The organism is Sphingomonas sp., from assembly GCF_036731925.1.
GTDB lineage: Bacteria > Pseudomonadota > Alphaproteobacteria > Sphingomonadales > Sphingomonadaceae > Sphingomonas.
The window spans coordinates 1-23,460 of sequence record NZ_DAINDJ010000005.1 but is presented as its reverse complement, the minus strand read 5'-3'; the positions used below and the strand labels follow the sequence as shown (position 1 = coordinate 23,460).

The window sequence follows — 23,460 nt, the reverse complement described above, 5'->3', positions numbered from 1 at the left end:
GGTTGCGCCTCCACATCGGGGCGAGCAAGGTCCATCGCTGGCTTGCTCTCCTGATCGGGGCGCAGGTGATCGTATGGTTCACCAGCGGACTCATTATGAGCCTGCTGCCGATCGACACGGTTCACGGCGATCACCGGATCGATCGCAATGCCGAGCCGGCGCTGTCGATCGACCAAACCTTTGCACCCGTTCCTGCCCTGCTCGCGAATGCCGGCGTGCCTGTCCGTCAGCTTCAACACCGGATGCTGCTCGGCCGACCCGTCGTTGAGGCGCAGCTTGCCGATGGCAAAATCCGGTTGCTCGACGCCCGGACGGCTGCGCCGCTCCCACCGATCGACATGAGGGCCGCGGCGGCCATCGCCGGCAGGGCCTATCGAGGCGGACCCGCAGTTCCGACGATGGAGCGGGTGGAGCGCCCGAGCACCGAATATCGCGGCAGCCTTCCCGCATGGCGCGCATCGTTCCCTGACAAAGATGCGACGCGCATCTACGTGTCGGCGGAAACCGGCCGGCTGACCTCGGTGCGTACCGGAACGTGGCGGCTCTACGACTTCTTCTGGGGCCTCCATATCATGGACTGGACCGAGCACGAACGCTTCAACACGCCGTGGCTGATGGCCTTTGCGGCGGGTGGCCTCGTGTTCGGCGTCGCGGGTGCGATCCTCCTGTTCATGCGCTGGCCGCGACGCAGGCGGAGAAAAGTGCAAGGGACAGCCCGAACCGCCGCGTAGTTTCTTTGGGGGGTGCCAAAGGAGAACGAGCGATGGACCACGACCAGCACCGATCCGGCCAGGGTGGCGGGATGGGCATGAGCTACGGGCGGTTCGCCGCCATGATAGCGACATCGACCGTCGTGATGTTCGGGTTGATGTACCTGAACACCTATGCCCTGAGCCACGTCGAGTACAGTCAGACCCGGACGTGGATGGCGATCGTCATGGGTGCCGTGATGGCGATCATCATGCTCGGTTTCATGTGGGGCATGTACCCGAACCGCCGCGCCAATCTCGGCATCGTGGCAGGCGCCGTCATCGTGTTCACCGGCGCGCTGTGGCTTGTCCGCAGCCAGGACACAGTCGGTGACGTTGCCTACATGAAGGCGATGATCCCGCACCACTCGATCGCGATCATGACGAGCGAACGGGCACACATCAAAGACCCGGAAGTGCGTAAGCTCGCTGACGGCATCATCGACGCCCAGGTTCGCGAAATTACGCAGATGAAGCGGATGATCGCCCGACTGGAAGCGAACCCCACGCCCCCGAACGCGCCGGACCTGCCTTCCTATCGCGACCGGCAGGTGCCGCCCCCGCCCCCCGAGACGGATCAGAGCACCGGCATCAACACCTTGCAGCCGGTCAGATAGATTTACCGTTGGTTGAGGGGTGGCGTGCTGGTGCACGTACCTTTTCGCATGGGCGGGGGTAACGTGGAGAAATCAGACATGAAGACAATCGCGATCATGACCGCCGCCCTGTTCGCCGCCGCCCCGGCATTGGCGCAGCAGACCGGGCATCAGGGGATGGATCATCAGGGAATGAACCATGCAGGCATGATGCAGCCGAGCGCGGCCAATCCCTACGGCCCCGACATGATGAAGATGCACGAGCGGATGATGGCGGCAAAGGGTGCCGACGCCGGCGAGACGTGGATTCGTCAGATGATCGAGCATCACCGCGGCGCGATCACGATGTCGCAGACGGCACTTCGCAGTACCCGGAATGCGGAAATCCGTCGTGAGGCGCAGAAGACGATCGACAGCCAGAACCGTGAGATCGCGACGTTGAACGCCATGCTTCGCAAAATGGGCAAGAACCCGCAGTAACCGACCCGCCCTCGCCTTTGGGCGACACAAGTCAGCTATTGGAGAGCCGATGATGAGCCGACCTTTTCGTGCTGCGATAGCCGCCTTGTTGATGGGGCTTCCCGCGACCGCGATGGCCGCAGCCGACATTGCCATGCACCGCGATCCGGGGTGTGGTTGCTGCGAGAAGTGGGCTGAGCAGGTCCGCCAGCAGTTCGGCCGCAAGGTGCGGATCATCGACGATGCCAATCGCGGCGCTTTGCAGCGTCGCGTCGGCGTCCCGGCGGATCAGCTATCCTGTCATACCGCCATCGTCGACGGCATGGCCTTCGAGGGCCATGTTCCGATCGCTGACATGAAGCGCGTTCTGGCGCAGCGTCCCAAAGGCGTCAGTGGGCTGGCAGTCGGCGGGATGCCGCTCGGGTCGCCCGGCATGGAGGTAGCGGGCATGAAGGCCCAGCCCTTCTCCGTCATCGCGTTCGGCCCGGGCGGTCGCCGCGTCTATGCCCGGCATGGTTAGGTAGCTGGCGGGAGCGATGAACCGCTCCCGCCCGCCGTCAGATCAGTGCTTCATGCCCGACATGTCGTGGCCAGCGTGATCGCCGCCCTTCTTCATGTCCGCGCAGCAATCCTTCTTGCAGCAGTCGCTGCCGTCCTTGCAGCAGGTCTTGTCCGCGCCGCAGCAGCCGGCATCGGCCGCGAATGCAACGCCGGGGATCGCCAGCGCCAGGGCAGCGCCGATCAACTTGAACTTGGTCATTGGTAACTCCGTCGATTGAATGTGTGGGTAGTTCGGATCGTCACACAGCTCGCGGAGGGGGTGTTGCAGGCGGAACGGGCATTCCCATCAATCCCGCAACAGGTAGTGGTTTGAGCGCGATGCGGATCGGAGCGTTAGGTCCGGTCTGCGCCAACGCTTCACTCTGAACTGCCATGCAGGGCGTCGAGCAGGCTGCTTGTTGCGGGGCCTTCGTGGGTTTGTGACTTCCCTCGCAATCGGCCATCTCGGATGCGACCGGCGCGGCGTTCGCCACGGCCTCGCAGATCGGGCCGAGGTGCAGGACAAGCATCACCGCCAGCATGGTCAGCACCGCCAGGCGAAGCGGGCGGGCAAGGCGGTTCAATCGACGCTCCACAGGCTTATCGATCCCGATCACCGTTCGATGTCAATGCGCCATCGAGAGCGCTGCTGGCGCGGCAATCATCCAGATCGCCATCGCGACCATCATCACGTTCTCGGTGAGCGACAGGAAGCCGAGCGGCACGTTGCTGTCTCCGCCGACACAGGCGCACTTCAGCTCGCGCTTGTCGATATAGACGGCCTTGATGACCGACACCGCACCGATCGTGCCGATGACGAGCGCGACCGGCACCGAGAGCCAGGTCAATGCACCCGCCGCCATCAGAACGCCCGCCAGACCCTCCGCGTAGGGGTAGATATAGGAATAGGGCACCCATCGCTTGGCAAGTAGGTCGTAGTTGAGGAACATGCTCGAAAAGCTCTCGACGTTCTGGAGCTTGAGCATCGCGAGCACGCACATCGAGAAGGCGATGAACCACTCTCCCGCGCGCACCGTGACGGGCGTACCGAACGCGGCGTAGCTAGCGGCCAGCGCCATCAGTGCCGTCATAGCGAACACCGCGATCACCGGGCGGTAGGTGACGGCCTTGGGATCGCGCACTGCCTTGCCGAAGAAACGGCGCAGGTCGTCATAGCCTCCTACCCGCTCGCCCCCGATGAAGGTTTGCGGCGTCGTCTTGACCCCGTGCTTCGCCTTGAAGGCGTCAGTTTCCTCCCGCGTGCGCAGCCAGTGGTCCTCGACCTCATAACCCTGTCGCCGAAGCAGATCCTTCGCCTTCAGACCATAGGGGCAGGTGTGCTCCGGCATCACCATCCGGTAGATTATCGCGCTTTTGGGGGCCGCGGTCGCCATCGTCTTCTCCGTGTTCTCGCGACCCCTATATGGGGTCTGTAGTATAGTACGGAGTCAAGCATGGTATCCCTCACGATTGCCGGTTTAGCGCGTGAGGGTGGCGTCGGCGTCGAGACGGTTCGCTATTATCAGCGACGCGGACTCCTCGACACGCCCCAACGTCCTCAGGGAGCCGGATCGAGCGGCGGGGTCAGGCGCTATGGGCCCGAAGATGTGCGCCGGCTTCGCTTCATCCGCTCGGCTCAGGCCGCGGGATTCAGACTTGAACAGATAGGTGACCTGCTCGTGCTGAACGCGACCGATGATCGTGCGCAGGCGCGCCAGCTTGCCCGCGAGCAGATTGCTGCCTTGGACATAAAAATCAAGGAACTCAATCGCGCGCGCGCGTCTCTTCAACATTTAGCCGACGAATGCGGTAATGGCTTCGACGGCCCGTGTCCGATCCTGACGGCCTTCGATCGATCCTAAGCGTCGGTTAACCTTCGTTGTCCCATAAATGGGGAGGTTGCGCTTTCTGAGACGCGTCAAACCTTCCCAAATCTTGATCGAAAGCGGGAAAGGGGCGCGATCAGGATTGCGGCGCGGCGGCGATGCTCGCCAAGTCCGTGGCCGCATCGATCGACGTGCCGGCTTCCCCATCGCTCATGACGATCTCCGCTTCCGGATGATCCTTCGTGATCGCGACAATGCTTCGACTAGCGAGGCCAGTCTCATCGTTCACTTCATAGGCTTGCTGGGCGACGCGCCTGCCGCGCCATCCCGTTCCATTTCTTCCGCGCTTATCGCCTCTTGTTCGGGGGCAGGCAGATGGCGGTACAACGTCGCCACCGACACACCGATCGTTGGTGCGATCTCACGGGCGGACATGCCCGATGCCAAGAGCTTTCGCGCGGCCTCGATCCGCTTGGGCGTCATGACCTTCTTGCGCCCGCCTACCCGGCCCTCGCTACGCGCGACGATGAGCGCGGCCGTCGTTCGCTCGCGCACGAGGTCGCGTTCCATCTCGGCCATCGCAGCCATGATGTGAAAGACGAGCTTCCCCGCCGTCCCTGCTGTGTCGATGCCATCGGTGATGGATCGGAGGCCGATGCCGCGATCTGCCAGCTCGACCGCAAGATCGACCAGTCCCTTCATCGTCCTGCCAAGGCGATCGAGCTTCCATACGACCAGCACGTCCCCCTCGCGAGCGTGCGACAATGCTTCGGCCAGGCCAGTGCGGTTCGCCTTGGCGCCAGATGCCTTGTCCGAGAAAGTGCGATCGCAGCCAGCTTCCTTCAGCGCCACCAGCTGGGGCGTCAGATCCTGCTCCGCTGTCGATACGCGCGCATACCCGATTAGCATTGATCAGTCTCAAAACTCATCCGCGACCCCTATCATGCCGCGAGCATTTTGCGAAAGCGTTTTGAGACAAGGCCGATTGCTGCTATCGGTGTCTCACATGAAGTCGCTTCAAAAACGATCGTTTGCGAGACACGCCGGCAGCTTCGGTCGCCAAAAGCACGAAGCCACGCGTCGCGCACCGCAAACGGTCACCGAAAGCACGAACTTTGCAGCCTGTGCCGAGGCGATTGGAGGGAGGCGGGAGATTTCGCGGCCCATCTTCGTGCTTTCAACGACCGATCGCTATCGCGCGGGGGCTGGCGCGCGATGAACGACCCCGCTTCGATCCAGGGCGACCTTTTCGCGCTCGACAGCCCGTTGCTGACTGAGGTCCGTGGCGAGCGCTCGTTGATGGCCTTTCCGTTCTTTGCTTTGAGCAAAGGGAAATGGACAAAGCCGCTCGCCTATAAGACCGACGCGGTTTCAATCGAAATCGTCGCCACGTCCAAGGGTATTGCGACGATCTATGACAAGGAAGTGCTGCTCTATATCGCCAGCCTGATGGTGGCGAAACTGGAAGCCGGTGTCGGCGTGTCGCAAGACTTCTACTTCACGGCTCATGATCTATTCCGCGTCACTGGCGTCAATGGATCGGCGCGATCCTACGCTCGCCTGTCGGACGCATTGGAGCGGCTGCAGGGCACGCAGATCAAGACCAACATCGAGGCTGGTGGCGAGGGCCAGGCCGGCTTTTTCTCGTGGCTGTCCGAGGCCCAGCTTCATTACACCAAGACCAAAACTGGCGATAAGCGGCTGAAAGCCGTCAAGGTACGGCTGTGCGATTGGCTATACCGTGCCATTCTGCGAGACCGGCGTGTGCTCGACTATGCTCCCAGCTATTTCCAGCTCGGTCCCATCGAGCGGCGGCTTTACGAGGTTGCGCGCTCTGCCTGTGTGCATGGTGCTGTCGATGTCGATCTTGACGATCTGCGCTTACAACTCGGCTATCAAAGCTCGCTCAAGCATTTCCGCTACGAGCTTAAACGAATAGCCGACGAAAACAGCATTCCCGGCTTCACCTTCGATTTGCTCGAACATGCCGCGACATCTGAAAAAGGGCGATCGCGACGCAACGCCGGAGCTGGACGGGTCAAGATTACTCCCCGCCCCCTCTTGGCAAGTGCCTGACCTCTTCATCAGTTCGACTTCGCGAATCAACTAAGCGGCGTTGCCGCCCTTCGGTCAGCGATAGCACGAAGTAGGGTCGGCCAAAGCACGAAGCGCGGTCGCCAATAGCACGAACGCGATCGGCAACGGTCAGCGAAAGCACGAACTTTTGTTGGAGTCGGTCGTCGAAAGCACGAACTTCAACTGTTTCGCCCCTCCGCGTAATTCGCCAAAAATATCGGAGTGCCGGGAGCATTCTGCGATCGGCCATCAGGGAGCGGCCGTGACCACATAAACGAATGCCCGGCACGAAGGCCGGGCACCCTGGAACGTGATGAGCGATGCCTGCAAGCATCGATCGGGACGTAAGACATCCCCCTCATACTCGTTCCCGAGCCTTGGTTCAAGGGAGCGCGCTTCGCGCCACGCTCTAGTTTTGCCTGGTCCCGGCCCCACGAAGGGGACGGAAGATGGGAGCTGTTTCACTCGCGAAGGCGAGCTTCATGGCGCTCGACCGCATCGAGCGGGCGCGCCCACGATCGCGATCGGGGTCTGCAAATCCGACACGGGCGCATGTCCACCCGAACAGCCGCAAGGCGGGCACGTTCGAGGACGACTTCTTCTATAGCTATGCCAAAGGCGAGACCGACCGGCTCTACAAGAAGGCCGTCGAGCTGCTGAAGCGCAAGAATGCCGTGCGCAGGCTGGCGCGCGCCGAGGGGCGACAACTCACCGAAGACGAGCGGCTTGTGACGCTGATAACGCCGGCAGCCGTGCGCGTGTTCGAGCAGCTTACCACCTTGGCTCGGACGTGCGCCGGCAAGGTGTTTCCGACCTGGGAGTGGATCGAGGCTGCAAGCGGCCTGTCTCGTGCGAGCGTCGGGCGGGGCCTTTCGATCCTCGCCACGATGGGCTTGATCGAAAAGCAGCGCCGCTGCGTGCCGATCGATCCGCCCGCTGATCGTCCCAAGGCCCGCAATGCGCAGACGTCGAACGTCTATCGCATGAGCTTTCCCAATCGGCTTGCTCGATTTCTTCCGCGCTTCCTGCGTCCCGTTCCGCTCCCCGACGATGTTGTGCAACGCGAGATCGACCGCATCGAAGAAATCGAGACGATGCGCCTTTGGCGGACGCCGCGACAGGTGGTGGCTGAGGAGATCGAGGACGACGGTCTGCGCCGGGTGTTGGACAGCCTTGCCATTGCGCTCGAGAAGCAAGAGTCTCAAAAAAATGGTCAACCGCTCCTAGATTCATATAATCTAAGGGCAGATGGAGTTGGCCTAATCGGCCAACGCTCTAACGCCTGACGGCGCAGAACGGCCTAGACGAACCCACAGGACAAAATCCCACCCCGAGGCACCTAGCCGCTCCGTCGGACGCGCCGCTACGCGTCGCGATGCTCCCGAGAGGAGCAAGCGGTTTCCGTCGCGCTCAAATGGCCACGTTCGTGCTTGCTGATAGCGATTTTCATCGACGAACGCGGCCGTAGCGTCCAGCCCAAAGGGCCGCAGAGGCGTGATCGGCACCGTCATCTCATCTCCAAAGCTGCCTGCCATCTCAATTCGGCTCGGTGGTTGCGGCTTGAACGACCTTCCTCTTGTCGCGTCGGCATTCCTGTTGGGCGCGAAATCGATGCCGCGCGATTGTGATTGCCGTCCTTCGATTGGCTATTCCTGTATTGATGGGAAAATGGGCGCTGGCCGCCTTGTACGATCAAGCAAAAAACCGGCTGCGCCTACGGTTTCCGCCACGCGGACCCTCCGTTTTTTAGCTGGATCGCGGCGTCTGCACTCCCCTTCAATTCCCATCAGGAATGAGCCTGATCGATCGAAAGGACAGGACCATGCAGAATATCGCGGAGTTTCGGATCATCGGCCGGGTGGGCAAGATCTCTGAGCACGACAAGGTGACGAAGGTGAACGTCGCCGCCAACTACAACCGCCAGGAGAATGGCGAGTGGGTGACGGACACCCATTGGAACGAGGTGACGCTGTTCGGCAAGCTGATCGAGCGCGGCGGCAAAGCCCAGAAGGGCGACCTGGTGCATATCACGGGCCGCGTGCGCCAAAACTCCTACGACACGGCTGAGGGCCGGCGCTACACGGTGGAGCTGATCGCCGACGGCTTTGCGGTACTCGCCAAGGGATCGGAGGATCGCGACTAAGAGCGGTCGGGGCCGCCTACTGGCGGCCCTTCTCGCCGGCGAAGTTCCAGCTCGACCGCTTCGCGCATGAAGTCGGACTGGTTCTCACCATCCCGCAGCACGGCCTTGATCCGGCCGAGCGTCCCTTCCGGAAATCGCGCCATCGTCTTTTCCGCGTTAATCCGCGGGCGACCTGCCGTTCCTGATTTGCTAGTGGTCATCCCGAAGTACGCATATTGTTGATACCACCTATTGACGTGATTTCAGATACCACTTATTACAGGATGCGCCTTTCATCAAGGCGACGGAGGCACTGCCATGTGGGATAATCTGCTGACGATCGGACTATTCGTCCTGATTGGTTGGGCCGTCCTTCGGGGCGGTGGTGGCCGTAATCCGCGCATTTGGAGCGGCGACACGCCCGATGAGGAGGCGCGTCGCAACACGCGAACCGATTCCAACTATCGCGGCTATGACCATTGGAACAACAATTCGGATCGGGGTTGGTAGGGCGTGAAGACCATTGCCATTAATGTGGAGAAGGGCGGCGCCGGCAAGACGATGATCGCTTGTCACTTGGCGTGGGTGCTGGCTGATGCCGGGCATCGTGTGCTGTTCCTCGACCTTGACCGGCAGTGCAATGCAACCGATGCCCTCGCCGACTTCGAGAGCCTTGGCACGTGTAAGCCGCTGTTCGAGCCGAACTATGTTCCGCCGACCAGCCTTCCCCGCCTCTCTATCTATTCGAACCGCATGGGCGGCGAATACGATGCCGACTATCCTCGCGCGCTGACTAACATTAATGCCAATTTTCCCGCGCTCGATTCTCATTTCGACTTTTGCGTCATCGATACGCCGCCCTCTTGGTCGTGGATCAACTATGCGGCGCTGCTGGTATGCAATCACTTGATTGTTCCCGTCGAGCTAGGACCGTTCGGGCCGGCAGCGACGAAGCAGGTTTCGGACTCGATTGCGACGGTGAACCAGCGCCGGAAGACGCCAATCCACGTCGTGGGGCTAGTTCCGAACCGAGTGCGTGCAAACGACACCCATCAAATGAAGATGCTTGCTGCGATCAAGGAGAAGATCGGGCGCAATCTGTTCACGAACTTTCTTCCCGAGCGTGCGCACTACAGCCAGGCGATGCAGGAGCATGTCCCGGTCTGGCGGTTCGACAAAGACGTTCGGACCTCTTTGCCGCCCATGCGCGCCTTCCTTGAGGAAGCCATGACCCGGATCGGGAGCCACAAATGACAGATTTCTCCGGCTTTGATGTTTTCAGCGAGAAAGCGGCTGTTGCTGACGCCGATCGCGTCCAGCTTCTCGATCCCGAGCTGCTCTACCCCGATCCCGAGAACGTGCGGAGTGCGATCGACGAAGCGACGATCGATGAGATGGCCGAGACGATCAAGGAGCGGGGCCAGCTTCAACCGATCACCGTCGCGCCCAAGGATGAAGATGGGCGCTATCGGATCATGTTCGGCGAGCGGCGCTGGCGTGCGTGCCGGAAGCTGGGAATGCAGGTCCGCGCGATCGTCAGCAAGGCCGACGACATCGAACAGGTGCGCATCGATCAATTCATCGAGAACGATCAGCGCGAGGACTTGTCGACCGCCGACATGATCCGTTTCGTCACCGGCCAGGTAGCGAAGGGACGTTCGCTCGCCGAGCTGGCACGCGCGACAGGCCGCAACCGCACGTTGCTGACCCGCTATCAGGGGCTGGCAAAGGCTCCCGATTATGTCGCGGCGCTATTTGCGGACATCTCGATGCGAAGTGCTGTCGCTTTGACCCAGGCTGCGAAGGCCGATGATGCGGCGACACGTGCGTTTGTTGCGAATACCGCCGCTGAGGACATGACCGTGCTGGCGTGTGAGCGGTTCGCGCGCGAGATTGGCGGGAAGAAGTCCACATCAAAGCCCGAGGCGGCTCCAGTGGAGGGTGTCGCGCCCCCTACCCCTGCCCCCACGCCGGAACCGTCGACTGATAGCGAGCCGGATGCAACTTCTTTGGCACCGACGACGGACGAGATCAGGGACGACGAAGCCGAACGCGCGCTGGATGAGACACCGGTTCCTGTTCTTTCCGCGCCGTCTCAAACCCCACCCCCCCGAGCAACGTCGAAACCGAAGGGTGGCAAGCCGCGCATCGAGCGCCCTACGATCGAGCTTGAAGGCAAGCGCGCAATGGTGGTCGAGGCGCTGCTACATTTCGACGGTGAAGCAGAGCCCCGGATCGTTAGCTGGCGCTAATCTCGCCGAGTGAACGGAGAGCGCCGGCAGTTGCCGCCCCTCGCTTCCAGGCTCAATCCTTCTTTCCGCGATTTCTCACTTGCAAGATGGATTGCTGTGCCACGTGGCACACGTTAAGGCAGATTTTAGTGGGGGATGTTTTATGGCAGGATAGGTGTTGCGGCGTCTTGTGTATTACATTAGCCTTCGGGCTATGTCGATTGCGCCGCAGCCTGCATCCCCCACAAAGGACACAGCGATGCTGACGGCGCGCGTCGATCGCGAGTTGCTGGCGGCGTTCGATGCAGTCGCCGAGGGGAGGGGAGGGCGGAGCGCTCTCCTCCGCACCGTCCTCCAGCAGTCATTGAAGCATGTCGCTGACGCGCCCCGGATCGCACCCAGGGCGGACAGCCCCAGCAATCGGGTCAACCTTCGTTTCACCGACGTCGAAACCGCAGTCCTCGATCATCGGGCGGCGCAACGCGGTGTCGATCGGGCAGGGTGGATCAAGGCGCTTGTCCGTCGCCATCTTGCGCTCAAGGCAGGTGTCGACGACGGGCTGCGCGACGCGGTGGCGCCGATCCGGATGCAGCTCACGCGGATCGGGCGAAATCTAAATCAGGCCATGAAGGCCGGGAACGCTGCGATGATGGCCGATAGCGGCCTGCAAATCGATCGTGAGCTGCGCAGGATCGCCGACATGCGCGAAGAGATCAACGAGCAGATCGAGGCGCTGGCGGCTGCGCTGCGCGGCGAAACCGCCTTTTGGGAGGTGGCTGACTAATGTCGTTCGGGGATCGCGAGGACGAGCTGTGGGAGGCAATGAAGCCCAGCTTCAAGCCACGCCTCGTCAGCGATCCGAACATCAAATACGCCAAGCATCTGGTCAATCGGACCGGGCCTTTCGCTACAAGAGGGGCGCTAACGTCACTTGGCCGCACTGATGTTCGGGCGACGCTTGCGCGCGTCGTGCGCCGAGCCCCGGAGGTGCTGGTCAAGGTTACGGGGCGGAAGAAGGGCGCGAAGCACCTTGCCGCGCATCTCGATTATATCGGCCGTCATGGCGACATTCCTCTTGAGACGCGCGACGGGGAACAGCTCGCGACGAAGGAGGATGCGCAGCGGATCGCGGATGAGTGGTCCGATTCCCTCTACTGGCGGCAAGGGACGTCCGTTTCAGCCGTCGCGATGGTGTTTTCGATGCCGGCAGGCACGGACCCTGAAACTGTGAAGCAGGCCGTGCGCGAAACCGCCGAGCGCATGATCGGCGATAATCACGATTATCTCATGGCGCTCCATACGGACACGCCGCGACCTCACGTGCATTTGACCGTCCAGGCCGAGGGATTGAACCGCAAGCGGTTCGACCCACGCCGCGAGGATCTGTTTCGATTTCGCGAGGCGTTTGCCGAGGCGCTGCGCAGCCGGGGCGTCGAGGCCGAGGCAACGCCTCGTTACAGCCGAGGCCAGGGGAGGGCGGGGACCAGCATGGCGCTGACACAGCTTCGCTCCCGCATACGCAGCGGCGCATCCCGTCAGCCGACCGAAACAGATCTTCGTCAGGCCCGTGAGGCGATGCAGATCGCACTTGGCAATGCCGAGCAGCCCGCATTCGTGTCGAAGACCCGCGCGCGCTGGCAGGACACGAGGCGCCGCTATGAGGCTGCGGCCGATCGGCTCGACCGCAGCGCCGATCACGAGGATCGCAAGCTCGCCGGCGATGTCCGAACATTCCTCCAAGAGCGGGCCAACATCGAGACGGTCCCCGATAGGATGCTACGGGATGCCGAAGCGCGGGTCATAGCGGCGCGACAGCCAGCGCGGACCGATCCTTCGCCTGAACCGGGTGTGCCACGTGGCACACCTCCACCTCCGGCAAGACGTCGCTGACAATGCGCCATCAACTCACAGGAAATGCCGGCCTCTACCATGTCGCGCGCGAGCTATCCCGGCGGGGTTGGCATGTGATGCCGACGGTCAGAAATGCGCGTGGAGCCGATCTCTACGCCGCAAGCGATGACGAGGCGCGCGTACTGCCGATCCAGTCAAAAGCGCTGTCGAAGCGGGCGCCGGTGCCCCTTGGCGGATCGCTCGACCGACTTTGCTCGCACTGGTGGGTCGTCACCATCAATGCAAACACTGCCTCGCCTACATGCTTCGTGCTGACGTTGGATGAAGTGAAGGCCGCAGCCCATCGTGGCGTCAACCAGGCCGGCACTGTCTCATACTGGCTCCAGCCCAAGTCCTACGCGCTTGAAGAATATCGCGAGGCGTGGGATCGGCTTGGATCACCAGACGCACTGAGCGAACCCGCTAGTTCTTATTGAGGCCCATTTCCCTGCTCTGAAGCTTTGCTTTCCAAAGGGCCTCCACGCGGATGATCTCGTCAACCGTTAAGCCCGACCCGCAGACCTCCAGAATGGATACTTGGTAGTCCGAGAGCTCGCGACTTTTCAGCCCGATGTTGCCACCGTGGCCATCGCGCGCGTAGCCTGTCCAGCGGCCGAGAAAGCCATCCTCACCATAGGCGGAGCCTACATATTGCTCTTTGGTGCGGGGGCAGGTCAGAAGGTAGATCCCGCGCGCGGCCCTGAGCGCGGCGAGCCAGTTCGACGGCAGCGCCTCGATCGCCGAGAGGTTCGCGATGAAGGCCGTGTAGCCCGGGAAAGCCTCTTCCTGAAAGATGCGGGTGACTTCCAAAATGGGCTTCGGCTTCTCTTGTGCCCTTTGAACCCAGGCCCGCGTTCCCGGCCCCCAATCGATATAGACGCGACCCGCGTCCTCCATAGAGACGCCCACTACGGCCTGTCGGTATAGATCGAGTTCGCGGGCGCCTCCCTGTGTCACCGGCACGCCCCGCAGGGGATCAATGATGGTGGGATCGCACGGTCCTATCTTCTCGATCTCGTAGAGTCCTACGAACAGCGTCGAGGCTGCTGGGGTGACGACGAAGCTGGCCCAATATCTCCCTGTCAGCTTCGGTCCATTCTGAACGCTTTGGATGGACTGATAGAGCAGGAACCCGTCATGGTCGTCTCGCCACAAAGTGTATGGCGTCCGACCTGCATATTTGATTGTTTGGTGACGCAGCAGGCGCACGTCACGCGGATCGATGCCGTAGTCGTCCAGCAGTGAATTGAAGGTCAGCCCCATACCGCGATGGTAGCTCCGCGCCGAGGGAATGCGATGCGAAAATGGTCAGGCTCGATGGTGCGCTTCATCGGCTCCGGGATTTCTGAAGGATCTGATCCTGCGCCATCTCACGCACCCGCTGTTCCTGGCGCGCTTTGACCTCAATGCCGGCAATCGTCTCGCCACGGCCGATCCGAGCTGCCACTTCCTCCTTGCGCTCCGCCACGAACTCGCGCCGTTTATCGTAATCGCTGGGGAAGCGTTCGGCCGCGACCGCCATTGCAAGTGCGACATGGCTTTGCGCCTTGCGCAACTCGGGGTCTTTCGCGTTCTGGACATCTGACTGCCGGCGGAATCGTTCGGCCAGATCGGCACGCGGTTCGGCCTGTTCTCTCGTGTCGCGGGCCTGGTTGGCGGTCCGCGTCGATCGCGCTTGATTGTCGGGCACGCCGCCTTGCCGCAACGCCTCACGCTCGGCCGCGGCCTTCGTCTTCTCGTCAGGTTTGTAGCCGTCAACCTTTATGCCCTGCGCCGAGGCGGCGAGATAGGCAGCCCGCTGGAACTCGGCATCGCCGCTGACCTTGATCGCAGTCCACCCGTTTTCCTTCGCGAGCCGGATCAGATCGGGAAGGGAGTTTGGGTCTTTCGCCTTGATGCGATCAGGCGTGATGGTCGCGACCGGCTGTTTGTCGTGCGCGCTTCGATAGAGCTTGTCGCCAACCCGGAGGAACCGAGAGTCCAGCTCGGCGGGCACTTCCATCGGACGCCTGCGGCGTGCCTCGCCTTCCTTGCCTGTGCCGGCAGCTTCGACATTCTCAACCATGTCAGCGCTCCTGTTCGATTACACCAATGACCTCATTGCCACTTTGCTCGGCCGACACGTCGATGAGCATGTCGGGATGATCCTGGGTGACGACGCAATCCATCGCGAAGGTGAATGGATCGGGGTCCGTGAGCTGATCGAATGTCGGCAGCACACAGTCGGGAAGATCCTCGTCATCACGCACTACGCGCGGGATCGGAGCCACTTGCGGCGCTGCCTCCACGCGCGCGCGAAAGAGGCCATCCGCGTAGTAGCGAATTTTGTCCCCGTGGATGGGTGGTATGCCGCCCCGCAAAAGGAGTAATTCGGTGTCGGGGAATTGCATCAACTCCTGCGGAAGCAGGAGGGCGCGGCGCTGATCCGACATGGATTTGGAGCGGTTCGCCAGAACGCCGTGGATCGTGAGCGACTTGGTGATCGATTCCTGCCCGATATAGCCGATCCGTTCGGAAAGCTCGTTCGCCACGCGCAGCTCTTTCGGCGTGAAGGCGACCTCGACGCCGCAGTTGGCGACGATCTCATTCGCCACGTGCTCACCATAGACAGCGCGAAGTTGAGAGCGGGACTGGATGACGGGCAAGAGCCGAATGCCGTAGCCCGCCACATAGGAAAAGGCGCTCGCAATCACCTGCGCCCGCCCTATCCGCGCAAATTCGTCCAGGATGACGAGGATCTTTAGCGGCGTCTTCTCGTCAGGGAGGTCACGCACGTTCAGGTCGACGAGTTGCTGAAACAGGAGGTTGTAGAGCGGCGCCACCCGATCCAGTTCGTCAGGGGAGACGCCCAGATAGATCGACATGCGCTTGGTGCGCAGCTCGCGCAAATCGAAGTCGCATTCTTCCGTCGCCGCATCAACGCGGGGATTGAGCCACAGACTGAGCTTGGACGTGACGGTCTGGACGATGCCGGCAAAGGTGTTGTCTGCCCCCGATGTGAAGTCAGCGAGCGCATTCCGGCACCCTTGCGATAGATCGAGCGAGCGATCTTCGAGAACGCGGCGGAAAAACCCGCGCGTGTCGCCCGTCGTCATCAACCGGTAGATGGCGCCGATGGTGAAAGGCTGATCGGCGACCGCAAGATAGGCCCCGACGCCGACAAAGGCGGTTCGCGCCGAATCCGTCCAGAATGGCTCTCCGCGCTCGGGGGGCACGAACAGCATCGTGGCGATCTTCTGCAGCTCGATCACCACTTGGTCAGGATCGGTGCGGTCGATGTAGCCGAGCGGATTATAACGGGCGGTTCGGCCTTCCGGATCGGTCGGATTGAACAGGTAAACGGCCTGGCCGTATTTCTGGCGAAAACCCGCCGTGGCTTCCCAATTCTCACGCTTCACATCGAGGACGACGACCGACTCCTGCCATGACAACAGGTTCGGGATGACGATGCCGACCCCTTTGCCCGAGCGGGTAGGGGCCTCAACGATACAGTGCTCATTGCCGCCGAAGGTCAGGAACTTCCCGCCCTTCTTTCCCAGGACGATCCCGTCATTTGCGCGGAAACCGGCGCGACGGATCTCGCTATCTTTGGCGAAGCGGGCAGCCCCGTGGAGAGGTGACTTCCGCTTTGCGACCCACCACAGCATGAGGCCGGCGATGATGAAGCCGACCAATGCACCTCCGGCGAGCGCTTTCAGCACCACCGGATCGTGCCGATAATACCAGAAGAACCCCGGCATCTTGAAAATGTCGAACTTGGCGCTGGGGAGGCCCAGGTAGATCCAGGCGACGACCGACGTGATGAGGAAGGCCACGACGATCCCGACCGGAATGCCGAGGGCGAGAATGGCGCCCCTTTTAGGCTGCATGACGCCCTGCCGGATCGTAGTAGATCTCGGTCATCCGGAACTTCCCATCGACCTTCTTCATCTGCACCACGACGTCGACGAGGATCTTGAGCAGCGAGCGTATGTCCTCACGCGCCAGGTCTGCGCCGCCTTCGCTTTCCTTCACCAACAGCGTCAGTTGCTCGAAGGCCAGTTCGGCCGAATCCGCGTGGATCGTCGTAATCGAGCCGGGATGACCGCTATTGACGTTGCGCAGGTAGAAAAATGCGGTCCCATCGCGCAGCTCTTGAAGAAGAATGCGGTCGGGTCGCATCCGTAGGGCGCTTTCCAGCAGCTCCTTGGCCGAGACCTTGGCGGTGCCGGTGCCGTCCTTGCTGTAGATCATGTGGACGACGTTCTGGTGAGGCACCACCAGCTCGCGCGTATCCTCGATCGTCAGCAGTCTTTCATTCTCCGGGATTAGCTTGATGAGCCCCTTGGAGAACGTCGTCTTGCCCGAGCCTGTGGCACCGGAGATCAGGATGTTGAGCCGGCTTTGCACCGCCAACTCGAAAAATTCGACGTGCCGTCCCGCATGAAGCAGGCCGAGCAATTTTTCCTCGACGGGGCTGACCCGCTTTGTGGCGACCTTCGTTTCCGAGAACAGGCCGCTGGCCTCGAAATCGGCCATCGTCATTGTCTTGGTCGACGGCTTGCGCACGGTGATCGACACGGTGCCATCGGGCACGACGGGTGGAAGGACGAGCTGGACCCGCTCGCCGGTTGGAAAGATCGTCGAGCAGATAGGATTTTCGCGCGTCACATCCTGTGAAGTGAAAGCCGCGGCTGCCCGGGCTAGTTCGTTGAGGGCGTCGAGGGTCAATCCCGCTTCCCGCTCCCAGGTCCAGCCACCATGCCGCTCGACACCGACGATAGTCGGCTCATTGATGACGACTTCGGTCACGCCATCGTCATCGAGATATTGCCGCAGCGGCCGAACAGCATGATCGAGGATCGCCGTGTTGCGGAACGGCGCGTTCATTTGAGCCCCAGTCCATAAACTTGCGAGAAATCGAAATCCTTGGCGACGGTGATTGCCAGCTCGGTCCCTTGGTTGACGCGCACGATCGGGCGGATGTTCTGCGTGTCCTGAAGGATTTGCGACGTTGAATCACCGGGAGTGCGGAAAACCGTCGAGCCCTGTGGGCTGACGGCCTGGCCTGCGATCTGGCCGCCCGCGTCGAGGACGCTGAACAGCATCGCGGCACCAAACCGCTGCCAGAAGAACCGATCAATCTTGCCAGTGACGCCGGCACGGCCCAGCGGGTCAGAGGCCGGCGAGCCTATGTCGATCGCTACGCCGCGTGGCGTGACGGCGCGCGTCCACATCGCGAACAGGCGATTTTGGCCGCGCTGAAGGCCGCCCTGATACTCGCCGAAAACGCGGGTGCCCTTCTCAAGCAGCACGACGCGGCCATTATCGGAGTAGACATCGCGAGGGATGATGCAGGTCGCATAGCCCGGTACGGTGCTGTCCATAGCCGTTTGCAGCGTGCAAGGGAGGATGGCTCCCGCAGTGACCAGATAGTTGCGGTCGCCGATCATGCGCGCTGTAGCGGTGCCGATCGCCGAGGTTTGCTTGAGATTGTCCAGGTTGGTCCGCGAAGGAGCGGTCCCAGCGTCACCTTGCGCGTTCCCGGCACCAGCGCTGGCGACGTCGCCGATCGCGCGTCTGACCCCCTGGTCCCCGTTGTACGCGATCAGCGTCGATCGCCGGGCATTGTCGCGCAGCTCACGCGCTTCGTTCGCACGCCGCTCCGCCTCGCTGACACCACGGCCCTGCTGCCCTCCCGCCGATCCGTAGGGTGTGATTGGCTGACCATCAGGCCCGATCGCCGGCACCTGCTCGCCTGTGAGCTGGACGGGCGCATTCGGATCGCGAGGCGCAGTGGCGAGTGTCGGCGCAATGACAGAATTTGGGTCGTAGGGCGCCTCCGCTGCCGGGGGAGGGGCCTTCCTCGCTTCAAGCGCCTTGTTGTCGCTGCCAGACCCGGAAACGAGCGACAGCACGCCAAACACGATCGCGCCGGCTAGGGCCGCGCCGACGACCATCTTCTTGTTGTCCCACTGGACGGTGTTGAGCGAAGGGATGCGGTTCGGGCGATCGGCGGCAGGGGTGCGGTCAATCTCGTTCACGTCAGGCGTCGCATCGACGTCGAATCTCTTATCGGACACGTCAGTTCTCCGTCGTGCGCTCGACAGCTTCCGACGCCGTATCCGTCTTGGGATCGCGACCGTAGAAGCTCGGGCTTTCGTTGTAGATGCACAGCACCACCTTCCCCCGGCGCAGGCGCAGCTCCTTGTAGACGCCATGAATGACGACGAACTCGTCGCGCACGTCGAAGGAGGCTGTGGCTTCACTGCCGTCGGGATTGACGGTGAAGATGGCAGGAATTTCGCGCTGGTTGGGGAAGCGCATCACGGTGAATTGCCCGTTGTCGCTGACTTCCGATGGTTGCAGCGCTGATGCGCCCTGCACCTTGTAATTGAGGTTCCGTGTCCCTTCGAGAACACCCATATCGAGCGCGATCCTCGTGGCCTTATTCTGCGCATCCAAGACCGTCGCGAGTTGCGCGCGCTGTTGTGCCAAACGGGCCTGCGCCGCCTCATATTCAGGGTAACGCAGCCGCACCTTGAAGAATGTGCCTGGAGAGCGCGCCGCAGCGACGGTCGACAGCTCAAAGGTGTAGTTGCGCTTGGTGCCTTGGAAGTCCGTCACAACGATGAGGTTGGTGGCACCAGCGCGCTCGCGAGGCTTCACGAACAGCGAATTGTCAGCCGGGGCGACCTCCCACGACACGGTGTCACCCATCGCCACGAACTTGATGACCTCGCCGGGTGCGAACTCAATCTGTGTCGCTGTGCGGAACGCGCTCCGGATCTGGATCACGTTTCCATCGGTGTAATTGACCTCGCGGATACGAGCATCAGGACCGCGCTGCGTAGGCGTCTGCGCCATCGCCGGCGCTGCCGACATGGCGCCGATCGCCGCGGCCAGAAGCAGGATGGTCTTCATCGTGTCGGAACCTCCACGTCGGCCCGGTATGTCTTGACCTGAAACCCGAGCGGATTGGCGTATCGACCGGATTCTGTTTCCGGCTTCGACAGCACGTCAAAAGTGATGGTTGCGATGGCAGGCGTCTCAATCACCTGCTGGTCGCGCTGGAGGCGCTTGATGAAGCGGACTTGCGCGACGTTGGGCGAGATGAACGCAACCGAGCGGATCGCCACGAAAACCGCGTCACTGGCGGTAAACTGGTTTTGCGGGGAGTCCGGATTGTCTTTCTTGTAGAAGGCGGTCCAGCGGGTTTGTTCCTCCCGTGTCGACAGCGCCAGCACCTTGCGGAAGAACTCTTCCCTGGCCTGCGGAATCCACCCTTCGCGAGCGCGAACATAATCGGCGAGGAAATACTTCCGGATCGCCTCGTCATAAGTGATCGTCTTGTCGCCGCGCAGCTCCTGCGTGACTTCGGTTGCACCCGTCGAGCGATCGACGGTGACAACATAGGGCACCACCGTTTTGAGCGGCGAGAGCGCCAGCACGGCAGCCGCGCAGATCGCGGCGAACACGATGGCGACGATGGCGACGATCCACGCGACACGGCGCGAGCGAACCGCTGCCACGAACCTGTCGCGGTCCCAGCTTTCCGCTTCCGCGAAATATGCCTTCAGATCCTCGTCTTTGTCTTTGACGCCAATAGCCATGTCAGCAGCTCGCATATGAGATTGAGAGCGCGGCGGTCGGACTACCATTTGGTGTGAGAGCGCCGATTGCCGGCACCTTGCCTGTTCGCGAAGCGTCCGCTCCCTCTGGAGCGGACGCCGCGCCGTCGGCCGGGAAGAGGTTGGTAGCCGGAGCCGATTGCGATGGGGGTGTGCCACGTGGCACACCATCAGCGGGAGCAGCCGAGGTAGCGTTTCGCGGCGGAATCGACGGGAGAACGGTCCCATAGAGGTTGGCAGGTCGCTTTTGCCGACCGCTGCACCGAGGCAGCTTCTCGTCTTTCGCAGCGCTCGCCGGAGCCGAGGGAGTGAGAGCCGCGAGGGCAAGGATGGCTAGTGCTGCACCGAGCTTCATGTCGGATCTCCGATTAGCTGTTGTTGTAGAGGGTGCCGCCTGCGGCTCGCGCCTCAGCGCGACGGGCACGATTGGCTTGCCAGCGGTTCACCGCTCGCTGCGGAGCGTTGGACCAGGCACGGCCAATCATCGGCGCTATTCCCCCGGTTGCGGCGTTGGCAAACTGTGAAGCGAGTGATGCGCCACCGCCGCCCAAACCTGCAGCCATTCCTGGTATTTGGAGGAAGAAGAAGAAGCCCAGCGCGTAGAACCCAAGGGCTTTAACCGCCGCGAGGATCAGCGAGTCATCCTGCGTGATAGCGTCGATAAACGCGTCTGCTGCGTTCGCTATGAATACCGTTACGAGCAGCGCGAACGCTACGAGAATGACATAATTCACAATGCTCCCGAGCCACTGGAAGAAGAATGGTCGGGTCGAATCGAAAAGAAGGGCAGCTACAAAAAGAGGCCCAACGGCAGCAAGCAAAGATAGCGCGAAGAGCGCAAAGGCGCAGATGGCAAACCCAAGTGCAGACGCCAACAAAGCCGCCAACATAATGACGACATTGATAATTTCGCTAACGATGATCTCATCCCAATTATTTGGGATGCCTACAAGGTTCTCGCCTTCCTCGGCTGTATGCGCTGCAACGATCTCTTTGATGTTGGCAATAGCGCGGACTGCGCCCTTCAAAATGCCATCAAAAAAGCCGCCTAGACCGTTTACGTCTTGGGCGCCGACAGCATTCGCGACTTCTCTTGGTAGCCCGTTCATTGCGAGCAAGCCAACCGAAGCGCCATAAAGCGTCGTTACGGCAAAAACGAGCGCAGCTAGTTTCATTCCGCGGTAGACGAACTCGCGGAAGGGGTATTCCACAGCGCCCCGTAGGATAGCGAAGCCCAAAAGGATGATGTAGATCGTAACTCCCACCCGTAACGGGCCGGAGATCCAACCTATAACGCCGGCATAGGTGGCAATGACGCCTGCCAGAGCAGCGCTGAGCTGATCGAACATCTCGGTATAGATATTGAAGCCCATTACACGACCCCGGAAACTGTTACGTCAATTAGATGCCAGCCTCTCGACGAAGCTTGTCAGTCTCATTCTTGTTAAGAAGTAGTGTCTTGGCAGTATCGACGTTGTTGCAGTTGTTAACGACAACGGCGGGCCATGACAGCGGTGGACGTTGTGAAGCCTTCCACGCAGTGCATATGGTATCTACTTCGGTTAGCTCGCCTTTGTTCTGCATGAAGTACTTGGCACTGCGCAGCGGCATGTCGGACCGAAGGTTGCTTTCATCCGACTTGGATTCCTTCGTTCCACATGCCGCCAGCGTCAGCAGCAGCCCGGCCAGGCAGAGGCCCTTGGTCACGGATTGACCCCAGCCTCAGTCCGAAGCTTGTCGATCTCCGCTCTGTTTGATGCGAGGCTGCGCTGGTAATTTGCCTCTGCTTTTGCCCGGCGCTGCAACTCGATCGCCTGAAGGCCCATCTGATCGTTCATCATCTGCGCCTGCTCCAATTGGAGCCGCGCCGACATGTCGGCGCGTTCGGCCGCCGAGGTTGAGCTGTTGAGCCGACCCCGCAGCTCTTCGAGGCCCTGACGCCGGCTTGTCACGGCATCGCCGACATTACCCGCAAGGCCAGTTGTCACCGCAGCTTCCCGCGAGCCTTGTTCATAGGCGGCGCGCTGCTCAGGCGTCATCGTCTGCGATCCGCGCCCGAGAAGATCCTGATAAACGTCGTTCGCCTTGCCCCGCAGGCCGCCGACGACGTTCAGATCGCCACTGGTGTAGCCATCAAGGCTGCTGGATGACACGTTACTGGTGCGCAGCACGTCGTTCTTGAGCTGGTTCGCGACGTTGCCGATGTCCGTCATTTTATTGAGGTCGCGGTACAGCGCCCGTGCTTCATCGAGCTGTTGCGCGCTTTGCTGGACGACTTTCCGGGCCTCGTTCAACTCCTGAAGCTGCCTGGCGAAGGCCGTTGGGTCATGAACAATGCCACCGAATTGCGCATGTGCCGCACCAGCAGACAGGAGCGCTGATCCCGACAGTGCGAGGGTGACGAACTTCAATCTACGCATGTCCCTTCTCCTTCAGCTTGGACGACGACGTTGGTGGAATACGGGGAGCCAATTGGCGGGATCGGGGCCAAATTCGGCTGCGGCCTGCACGGCGATCGGTGTTGTTTCGGCGCGTCCCGACAGCACCGACAGCTCGTCATCGAGGCCCGTCAGATCCAGCTCGACCACAACGCTGTCATGACCCTGCTTCACGAGGAATTTGCGCGATTCCGGCGACAACTCCTCGCGGATGAGCTGATATTCCGCGTCGGTGAGGGAGAACCCGTCAACATAGTCGCGACGCGCACCCTTTGGATTGGGAAGCATCACCTGGGTCGCGACCTGTTCGAGGATCGAGTGGGCAATATCGCTCTTGAGCGCGTCCGCCGGCGACTGCGTGGCAAACACCATCATCGCGTTGCGCTTCCGGTATGTCTTCAAGCCATCCTGCGCGAAGCTCCGGAACGCATCGTCGCCAAGTGCCTTCCAGAACTCGTCGACGGCGATGATCGTGCGCTCGCCGGTCAGCAGCTTGTCGATGCGGTGGAACAGGTAGAGCATCAGCGGCGTGCGGACGTCGGCGTTGTCGAGGAAGTCCGTCATGTCGAACCCGATGAATCGGGCATCGAGCGTCATTTCGTCCGCCGCGTTATCGAACACCCACCCCATCGACCCGCGCGAGGTCCACTTCTCGAGCCGAGCGCCAATACCGCCTGCGTCCGCCATGCCGAGCATCGTGCGCAGCGCATCGAGCGAACGATCCTCTCGCGGAAGCCGCATCACTGCGGCGATCCCTTCATCGATCATCCGCTCTTCCTGAACGGTGATCGGGCGACTTTCGGCGCGAACGAGCTGGCGCACCCACAGCGACAGCCAGGCGCGATCCTCCGGCTTGTTCTCGAGCGCCTTGAGCGGCGCGAAGCCGGTGGGCTTGCCGTTCTCGAGCGTCAGATAGGTGCCAC

At 61.6% G+C, this 23,460-nt stretch carries 31 protein-coding genes; 14 read left to right on the top strand and 17 right to left on the bottom strand.

Annotated elements, in window-relative coordinates:
* Window positions 1-2: 2 nt before the first annotated feature.
* The 4 genes from V7E00_RS19415 to V7E00_RS19400 all read left to right on the top strand — a co-directional run bounded on the left by V7E00_RS19415 (window position 3) and on the right by V7E00_RS19400 (window position 2,324).
* A complete protein-coding gene (locus V7E00_RS19415; RefSeq protein ID WP_019368244.1) occupies window positions 3-731 on the top strand; it encodes a PepSY domain-containing protein in 729 nt (242 codons plus the stop codon).
* Between the two features lie 32 nt (window positions 732-763).
* On the top strand, window positions 764-1,366 hold the full coding sequence (locus V7E00_RS19410; protein WP_019368243.1) for a DUF305 domain-containing protein: 603 nt from the start codon (window positions 764-766) through the stop codon (window positions 1,364-1,366).
* Between the two features lie 96 nt (window positions 1,367-1,462).
* Window positions 1,463-1,825, top strand: coding sequence for a DUF305 domain-containing protein (locus V7E00_RS19405; RefSeq protein WP_037512961.1), 363 nt, complete (start codon window positions 1,463-1,465; stop codon window positions 1,823-1,825).
* Window positions 1,826-1,916: 91 nt separating this feature from the next.
* Window positions 1,917-2,324: a DUF411 domain-containing protein gene (locus V7E00_RS19400; protein WP_019368241.1), complete on the top strand. Its 408-nt coding sequence runs from the start codon at window positions 1,917-1,919 to the stop codon at window positions 2,322-2,324.
* Window positions 2,325-2,366: 42 nt separating this feature from the next.
* On the opposite strand, the gene V7E00_RS19395 is transcribed toward V7E00_RS19400, so the two are convergent.
* From V7E00_RS19395 to V7E00_RS19385, 3 genes are read right to left on the bottom strand one after another with little or no spacing between them, the layout of a single operon-like run.
* Window positions 2,367-2,564 carry a hypothetical protein gene (locus V7E00_RS19395; protein ID WP_019368240.1) on the bottom strand — a complete coding sequence of 66 codons (198 nt, stop codon included), beginning with the start codon at window positions 2,562-2,564 and terminating at the stop codon, window positions 2,367-2,369.
* A gap of 40 nt (window positions 2,565-2,604) precedes the next feature.
* Window positions 2,605-2,961, bottom strand: a complete 357-nt coding sequence (locus V7E00_RS19390; protein ID WP_095687571.1) for a hypothetical protein — start codon at window positions 2,959-2,961, stop codon at window positions 2,605-2,607.
* Between the two features lie 9 nt (window positions 2,962-2,970).
* On the bottom strand, window positions 2,971-3,738 hold the full coding sequence (locus V7E00_RS19385; RefSeq protein ID WP_019368239.1) for a glutaredoxin family protein: 768 nt from the start codon (window positions 3,736-3,738) through the stop codon (window positions 2,971-2,973).
* A gap of 60 nt (window positions 3,739-3,798) precedes the next feature.
* On the opposite strand from V7E00_RS19385, the gene V7E00_RS19380 reads away from it, so the two are divergent.
* Window positions 3,799-4,206 carry a MerR family transcriptional regulator gene (locus V7E00_RS19380; RefSeq protein ID WP_095687570.1) on the top strand — a complete coding sequence of 136 codons (408 nt, stop codon included), beginning with the start codon at window positions 3,799-3,801 and terminating at the stop codon, window positions 4,204-4,206.
* A 100-nt stretch (window positions 4,207-4,306) separates the two neighbouring features.
* On the opposite strand, the gene V7E00_RS19375 is transcribed toward V7E00_RS19380, so the two are convergent.
* Together V7E00_RS19375 and V7E00_RS19370 are read right to left on the bottom strand one after the other, a co-directional pair.
* Window positions 4,307-4,459, bottom strand: coding sequence for a hypothetical protein (locus tag V7E00_RS19375; RefSeq protein WP_019368237.1), 153 nt, complete (start codon window positions 4,457-4,459; stop codon window positions 4,307-4,309).
* Entirely contained in the window at window positions 4,456-5,079 is a 624-nt protein-coding gene (locus V7E00_RS19370; protein ID WP_019368236.1) for a recombinase family protein, read from the bottom strand. The genes V7E00_RS19375 and V7E00_RS19370 overlap by 4 nt, the downstream gene beginning before the upstream one ends.
* Before the next feature lie 306 nt (window positions 5,080-5,385).
* Between V7E00_RS19370 and V7E00_RS19365 the strand changes: the two genes are divergently transcribed.
* From V7E00_RS19365 to V7E00_RS19355, 3 genes are all read left to right on the top strand, one after another.
* Window positions 5,386-6,246, top strand: coding sequence for a replication initiator protein A (locus tag V7E00_RS19365; RefSeq protein ID WP_333574287.1), 861 nt, complete (start codon window positions 5,386-5,388; stop codon window positions 6,244-6,246).
* Between the two features lie 482 nt (window positions 6,247-6,728).
* On the top strand, window positions 6,729-7,532 hold the full coding sequence (locus V7E00_RS19360) for an RNA replicase (protein ID WP_333574286.1): 804 nt from the start codon (window positions 6,729-6,731) through the stop codon (window positions 7,530-7,532).
* A 536-nt stretch (window positions 7,533-8,068) separates the two neighbouring features.
* Window positions 8,069-8,389: a single-stranded DNA-binding protein gene (locus tag V7E00_RS19355; RefSeq protein WP_026008897.1), complete on the top strand. Its 321-nt coding sequence runs from the start codon at window positions 8,069-8,071 to the stop codon at window positions 8,387-8,389.
* Here the strand turns inward: V7E00_RS19355 and V7E00_RS19350 are convergent.
* Window positions 8,386-8,532, bottom strand: a complete 147-nt coding sequence (locus V7E00_RS19350) for a YlcI/YnfO family protein (protein ID WP_019368232.1) — start codon at window positions 8,530-8,532, stop codon at window positions 8,386-8,388. The two genes, V7E00_RS19355 and V7E00_RS19350, sit on opposite strands and share 4 nt — an antisense overlap.
* Before the next feature lie 154 nt (window positions 8,533-8,686).
* Between V7E00_RS19350 and V7E00_RS19345 the strand changes: the two genes are divergently transcribed.
* The 6 genes from V7E00_RS19345 to V7E00_RS19320 all read left to right on the top strand — a co-directional run bounded on the left by V7E00_RS19345 (window position 8,687) and on the right by V7E00_RS19320 (window position 12,926).
* Window positions 8,687-8,878 carry a hypothetical protein gene (locus V7E00_RS19345; RefSeq protein WP_019368231.1) on the top strand — a complete coding sequence of 64 codons (192 nt, stop codon included), beginning with the start codon at window positions 8,687-8,689 and terminating at the stop codon, window positions 8,876-8,878.
* A gap of 3 nt (window positions 8,879-8,881) precedes the next feature.
* Window positions 8,882-9,622 (top strand): ParA family protein, encoded by a 741-nt coding sequence (locus V7E00_RS19340; RefSeq protein ID WP_019368230.1) that lies wholly within the window; start codon window positions 8,882-8,884, stop codon window positions 9,620-9,622.
* Complete coding sequence (locus V7E00_RS19335) at window positions 9,619-10,620, top strand: ParB/RepB/Spo0J family partition protein (protein WP_019368229.1); 1,002 nt, start codon at window positions 9,619-9,621, stop codon at window positions 10,618-10,620. Before V7E00_RS19340 ends, V7E00_RS19335 begins: the two co-directional genes overlap by 4 nt.
* Before the next feature lie 238 nt (window positions 10,621-10,858).
* Entirely contained in the window at window positions 10,859-11,383 is a 525-nt protein-coding gene (locus V7E00_RS19330) for a hypothetical protein (RefSeq protein ID WP_019368228.1), read from the top strand.
* A complete protein-coding gene (locus tag V7E00_RS19325; RefSeq protein ID WP_333574285.1) occupies window positions 11,383-12,489 on the top strand; it encodes a relaxase/mobilization nuclease domain-containing protein in 1,107 nt (368 codons plus the stop codon). The genes V7E00_RS19330 and V7E00_RS19325 overlap by 1 nt, the downstream gene beginning before the upstream one ends.
* A 2-nt stretch (window positions 12,490-12,491) precedes the next feature.
* A complete protein-coding gene (locus V7E00_RS19320; protein WP_095687566.1) occupies window positions 12,492-12,926 on the top strand; it encodes a hypothetical protein in 435 nt (144 codons plus the stop codon).
* On the opposite strand, the gene V7E00_RS19315 is transcribed toward V7E00_RS19320, so the two are convergent.
* From V7E00_RS19315 to V7E00_RS19265, 11 genes are all read right to left on the bottom strand, one after another.
* Complete coding sequence (locus V7E00_RS19315) at window positions 12,913-13,752, bottom strand: GIY-YIG nuclease family protein (protein WP_095687565.1); 840 nt, start codon at window positions 13,750-13,752, stop codon at window positions 12,913-12,915. The two genes, V7E00_RS19320 and V7E00_RS19315, sit on opposite strands and share 14 nt — an antisense overlap.
* A gap of 64 nt (window positions 13,753-13,816) precedes the next feature.
* On the bottom strand, window positions 13,817-14,554 hold the full coding sequence (locus V7E00_RS19310; RefSeq protein ID WP_019368225.1) for an LPD7 domain-containing protein: 738 nt from the start codon (window positions 14,552-14,554) through the stop codon (window positions 13,817-13,819).
* A gap of 1 nt (window position 14,555) precedes the next feature.
* On the bottom strand, window positions 14,556-16,358 hold the full coding sequence (locus tag V7E00_RS19305) for a type IV secretory system conjugative DNA transfer family protein (protein WP_333574284.1): 1,803 nt from the start codon (window positions 16,356-16,358) through the stop codon (window positions 14,556-14,558).
* Window positions 16,348-17,358, bottom strand: a complete 1,011-nt coding sequence (gene virB11 / locus V7E00_RS19300) for a P-type DNA transfer ATPase VirB11 (RefSeq protein WP_333574283.1) — start codon at window positions 17,356-17,358, stop codon at window positions 16,348-16,350. The genes V7E00_RS19305 and virB11 overlap by 11 nt, the downstream gene beginning before the upstream one ends.
* Window positions 17,355-18,512, bottom strand: coding sequence for a type IV secretion system protein VirB10 (virB10, locus tag V7E00_RS19295; protein WP_019368222.1), 1,158 nt, complete (start codon window positions 18,510-18,512; stop codon window positions 17,355-17,357). Before virB10 ends, virB11 begins: the two co-directional genes overlap by 4 nt.
* Before the next feature lie 40 nt (window positions 18,513-18,552).
* Entirely contained in the window at window positions 18,553-19,392 is an 840-nt protein-coding gene (locus V7E00_RS19290) for a TrbG/VirB9 family P-type conjugative transfer protein (protein WP_019368221.1), read from the bottom strand.
* The gene (locus V7E00_RS19285; RefSeq protein ID WP_019368220.1) at window positions 19,389-20,081 is read right to left on the bottom strand and encodes a virB8 family protein; all 693 of its coding nucleotides are present in this window, start codon (window positions 20,079-20,081) and stop codon (window positions 19,389-19,391) included. Before V7E00_RS19285 ends, V7E00_RS19290 begins: the two co-directional genes overlap by 4 nt.
* A 386-nt stretch (window positions 20,082-20,467) precedes the next feature.
* A complete protein-coding gene (locus V7E00_RS19280) occupies window positions 20,468-21,472 on the bottom strand; it encodes a type IV secretion system protein (RefSeq protein WP_019368219.1) in 1,005 nt (334 codons plus the stop codon).
* A gap of 28 nt (window positions 21,473-21,500) precedes the next feature.
* Complete coding sequence (locus V7E00_RS19275; protein ID WP_286864437.1) at window positions 21,501-21,806, bottom strand: hypothetical protein; 306 nt, start codon at window positions 21,804-21,806, stop codon at window positions 21,501-21,503.
* Window positions 21,803-22,519, bottom strand: a complete 717-nt coding sequence (locus V7E00_RS19270; protein ID WP_333574282.1) for a type IV secretion system protein — start codon at window positions 22,517-22,519, stop codon at window positions 21,803-21,805. The genes V7E00_RS19275 and V7E00_RS19270 overlap by 4 nt, the downstream gene beginning before the upstream one ends.
* A 12-nt stretch (window positions 22,520-22,531) precedes the next feature.
* Window positions 22,532-23,460 (bottom strand): TraG/VirB4 family ATPase (locus V7E00_RS19265; RefSeq protein ID WP_443019226.1); only part of this gene is annotated, 929 nt, incomplete at its 5' end.

What these genes read in the sequence shown, in the direction of transcription:
- V7E00_RS19410 (WP_019368243.1), top strand. Translation starts at nt 764, where the DNA reads ATGGACCACGACCAGCACCGATCCGGCCAGGGTGGCGGGATGGGCATG.
- V7E00_RS19405 (WP_037512961.1), top strand. Translation starts at nt 1,463, where the DNA reads ATGACCGCCGCCCTGTTCGCCGCCGCCCCGGCATTGGCGCAGCAGACC.
- V7E00_RS19400 (WP_019368241.1), top strand. Translation starts at nt 1,917, where the DNA reads ATGGGGCTTCCCGCGACCGCGATGGCCGCAGCCGACATTGCCATGCAC.
- V7E00_RS19395 (WP_019368240.1), bottom strand. Translation starts at nt 2,564, where the DNA reads ATGACCAAGTTCAAGTTGATCGGCGCTGCCCTGGCGCTGGCGATCCCC.
- V7E00_RS19385 (WP_019368239.1), bottom strand. Translation starts at nt 3,738, where the DNA reads ATGGCGACCGCGGCCCCCAAAAGCGCGATAATCTACCGGATGGTGATG.
- V7E00_RS19380 (WP_095687570.1), top strand. Translation starts at nt 3,799, where the DNA reads ATGGTATCCCTCACGATTGCCGGTTTAGCGCGTGAGGGTGGCGTCGGC.
- V7E00_RS19370 (WP_019368236.1), bottom strand. Translation starts at nt 5,079, where the DNA reads ATGCTAATCGGGTATGCGCGCGTATCGACAGCGGAGCAGGATCTGACG.
- V7E00_RS19365 (WP_333574287.1), top strand. Translation starts at nt 5,386, where the DNA reads ATGAACGACCCCGCTTCGATCCAGGGCGACCTTTTCGCGCTCGACAGC.
- V7E00_RS19360 (WP_333574286.1), top strand. Translation starts at nt 6,729, where the DNA reads ATGGCGCTCGACCGCATCGAGCGGGCGCGCCCACGATCGCGATCGGGG.
- V7E00_RS19355 (WP_026008897.1), top strand. Translation starts at nt 8,069, where the DNA reads ATGCAGAATATCGCGGAGTTTCGGATCATCGGCCGGGTGGGCAAGATC.
- V7E00_RS19350 (WP_019368232.1), bottom strand. Translation starts at nt 8,532, where the DNA reads ATGGCGCGATTTCCGGAAGGGACGCTCGGCCGGATCAAGGCCGTGCTG.
- V7E00_RS19345 (WP_019368231.1), top strand. Translation starts at nt 8,687, where the DNA reads ATGTGGGATAATCTGCTGACGATCGGACTATTCGTCCTGATTGGTTGG.
- V7E00_RS19335 (WP_019368229.1), top strand. Translation starts at nt 9,619, where the DNA reads ATGACAGATTTCTCCGGCTTTGATGTTTTCAGCGAGAAAGCGGCTGTT.
- V7E00_RS19330 (WP_019368228.1), top strand. Translation starts at nt 10,859, where the DNA reads ATGCTGACGGCGCGCGTCGATCGCGAGTTGCTGGCGGCGTTCGATGCA.
- V7E00_RS19325 (WP_333574285.1), top strand. Translation starts at nt 11,383, where the DNA reads ATGTCGTTCGGGGATCGCGAGGACGAGCTGTGGGAGGCAATGAAGCCC.
- V7E00_RS19320 (WP_095687566.1), top strand. Translation starts at nt 12,492, where the DNA reads ATGCGCCATCAACTCACAGGAAATGCCGGCCTCTACCATGTCGCGCGC.
- V7E00_RS19315 (WP_095687565.1), bottom strand. Translation starts at nt 13,752, where the DNA reads ATGGGGCTGACCTTCAATTCACTGCTGGACGACTACGGCATCGATCCG.
- V7E00_RS19310 (WP_019368225.1), bottom strand. Translation starts at nt 14,554, where the DNA reads ATGGTTGAGAATGTCGAAGCTGCCGGCACAGGCAAGGAAGGCGAGGCA.
- V7E00_RS19305 (WP_333574284.1), bottom strand. Translation starts at nt 16,358, where the DNA reads ATGCAGCCTAAAAGGGGCGCCATTCTCGCCCTCGGCATTCCGGTCGGG.
- virB11 (WP_333574283.1), bottom strand. Translation starts at nt 17,358, where the DNA reads ATGAACGCGCCGTTCCGCAACACGGCGATCCTCGATCATGCTGTTCGG.
- V7E00_RS19290 (WP_019368221.1), bottom strand. Translation starts at nt 19,392, where the DNA reads ATGAAGACCATCCTGCTTCTGGCCGCGGCGATCGGCGCCATGTCGGCA.
- V7E00_RS19285 (WP_019368220.1), bottom strand. Translation starts at nt 20,081, where the DNA reads ATGGCTATTGGCGTCAAAGACAAAGACGAGGATCTGAAGGCATATTTC.
- V7E00_RS19280 (WP_019368219.1), bottom strand. Translation starts at nt 21,472, where the DNA reads ATGGGCTTCAATATCTATACCGAGATGTTCGATCAGCTCAGCGCTGCT.
- V7E00_RS19270 (WP_333574282.1), bottom strand. Translation starts at nt 22,519, where the DNA reads ATGCGTAGATTGAAGTTCGTCACCCTCGCACTGTCGGGATCAGCGCTC.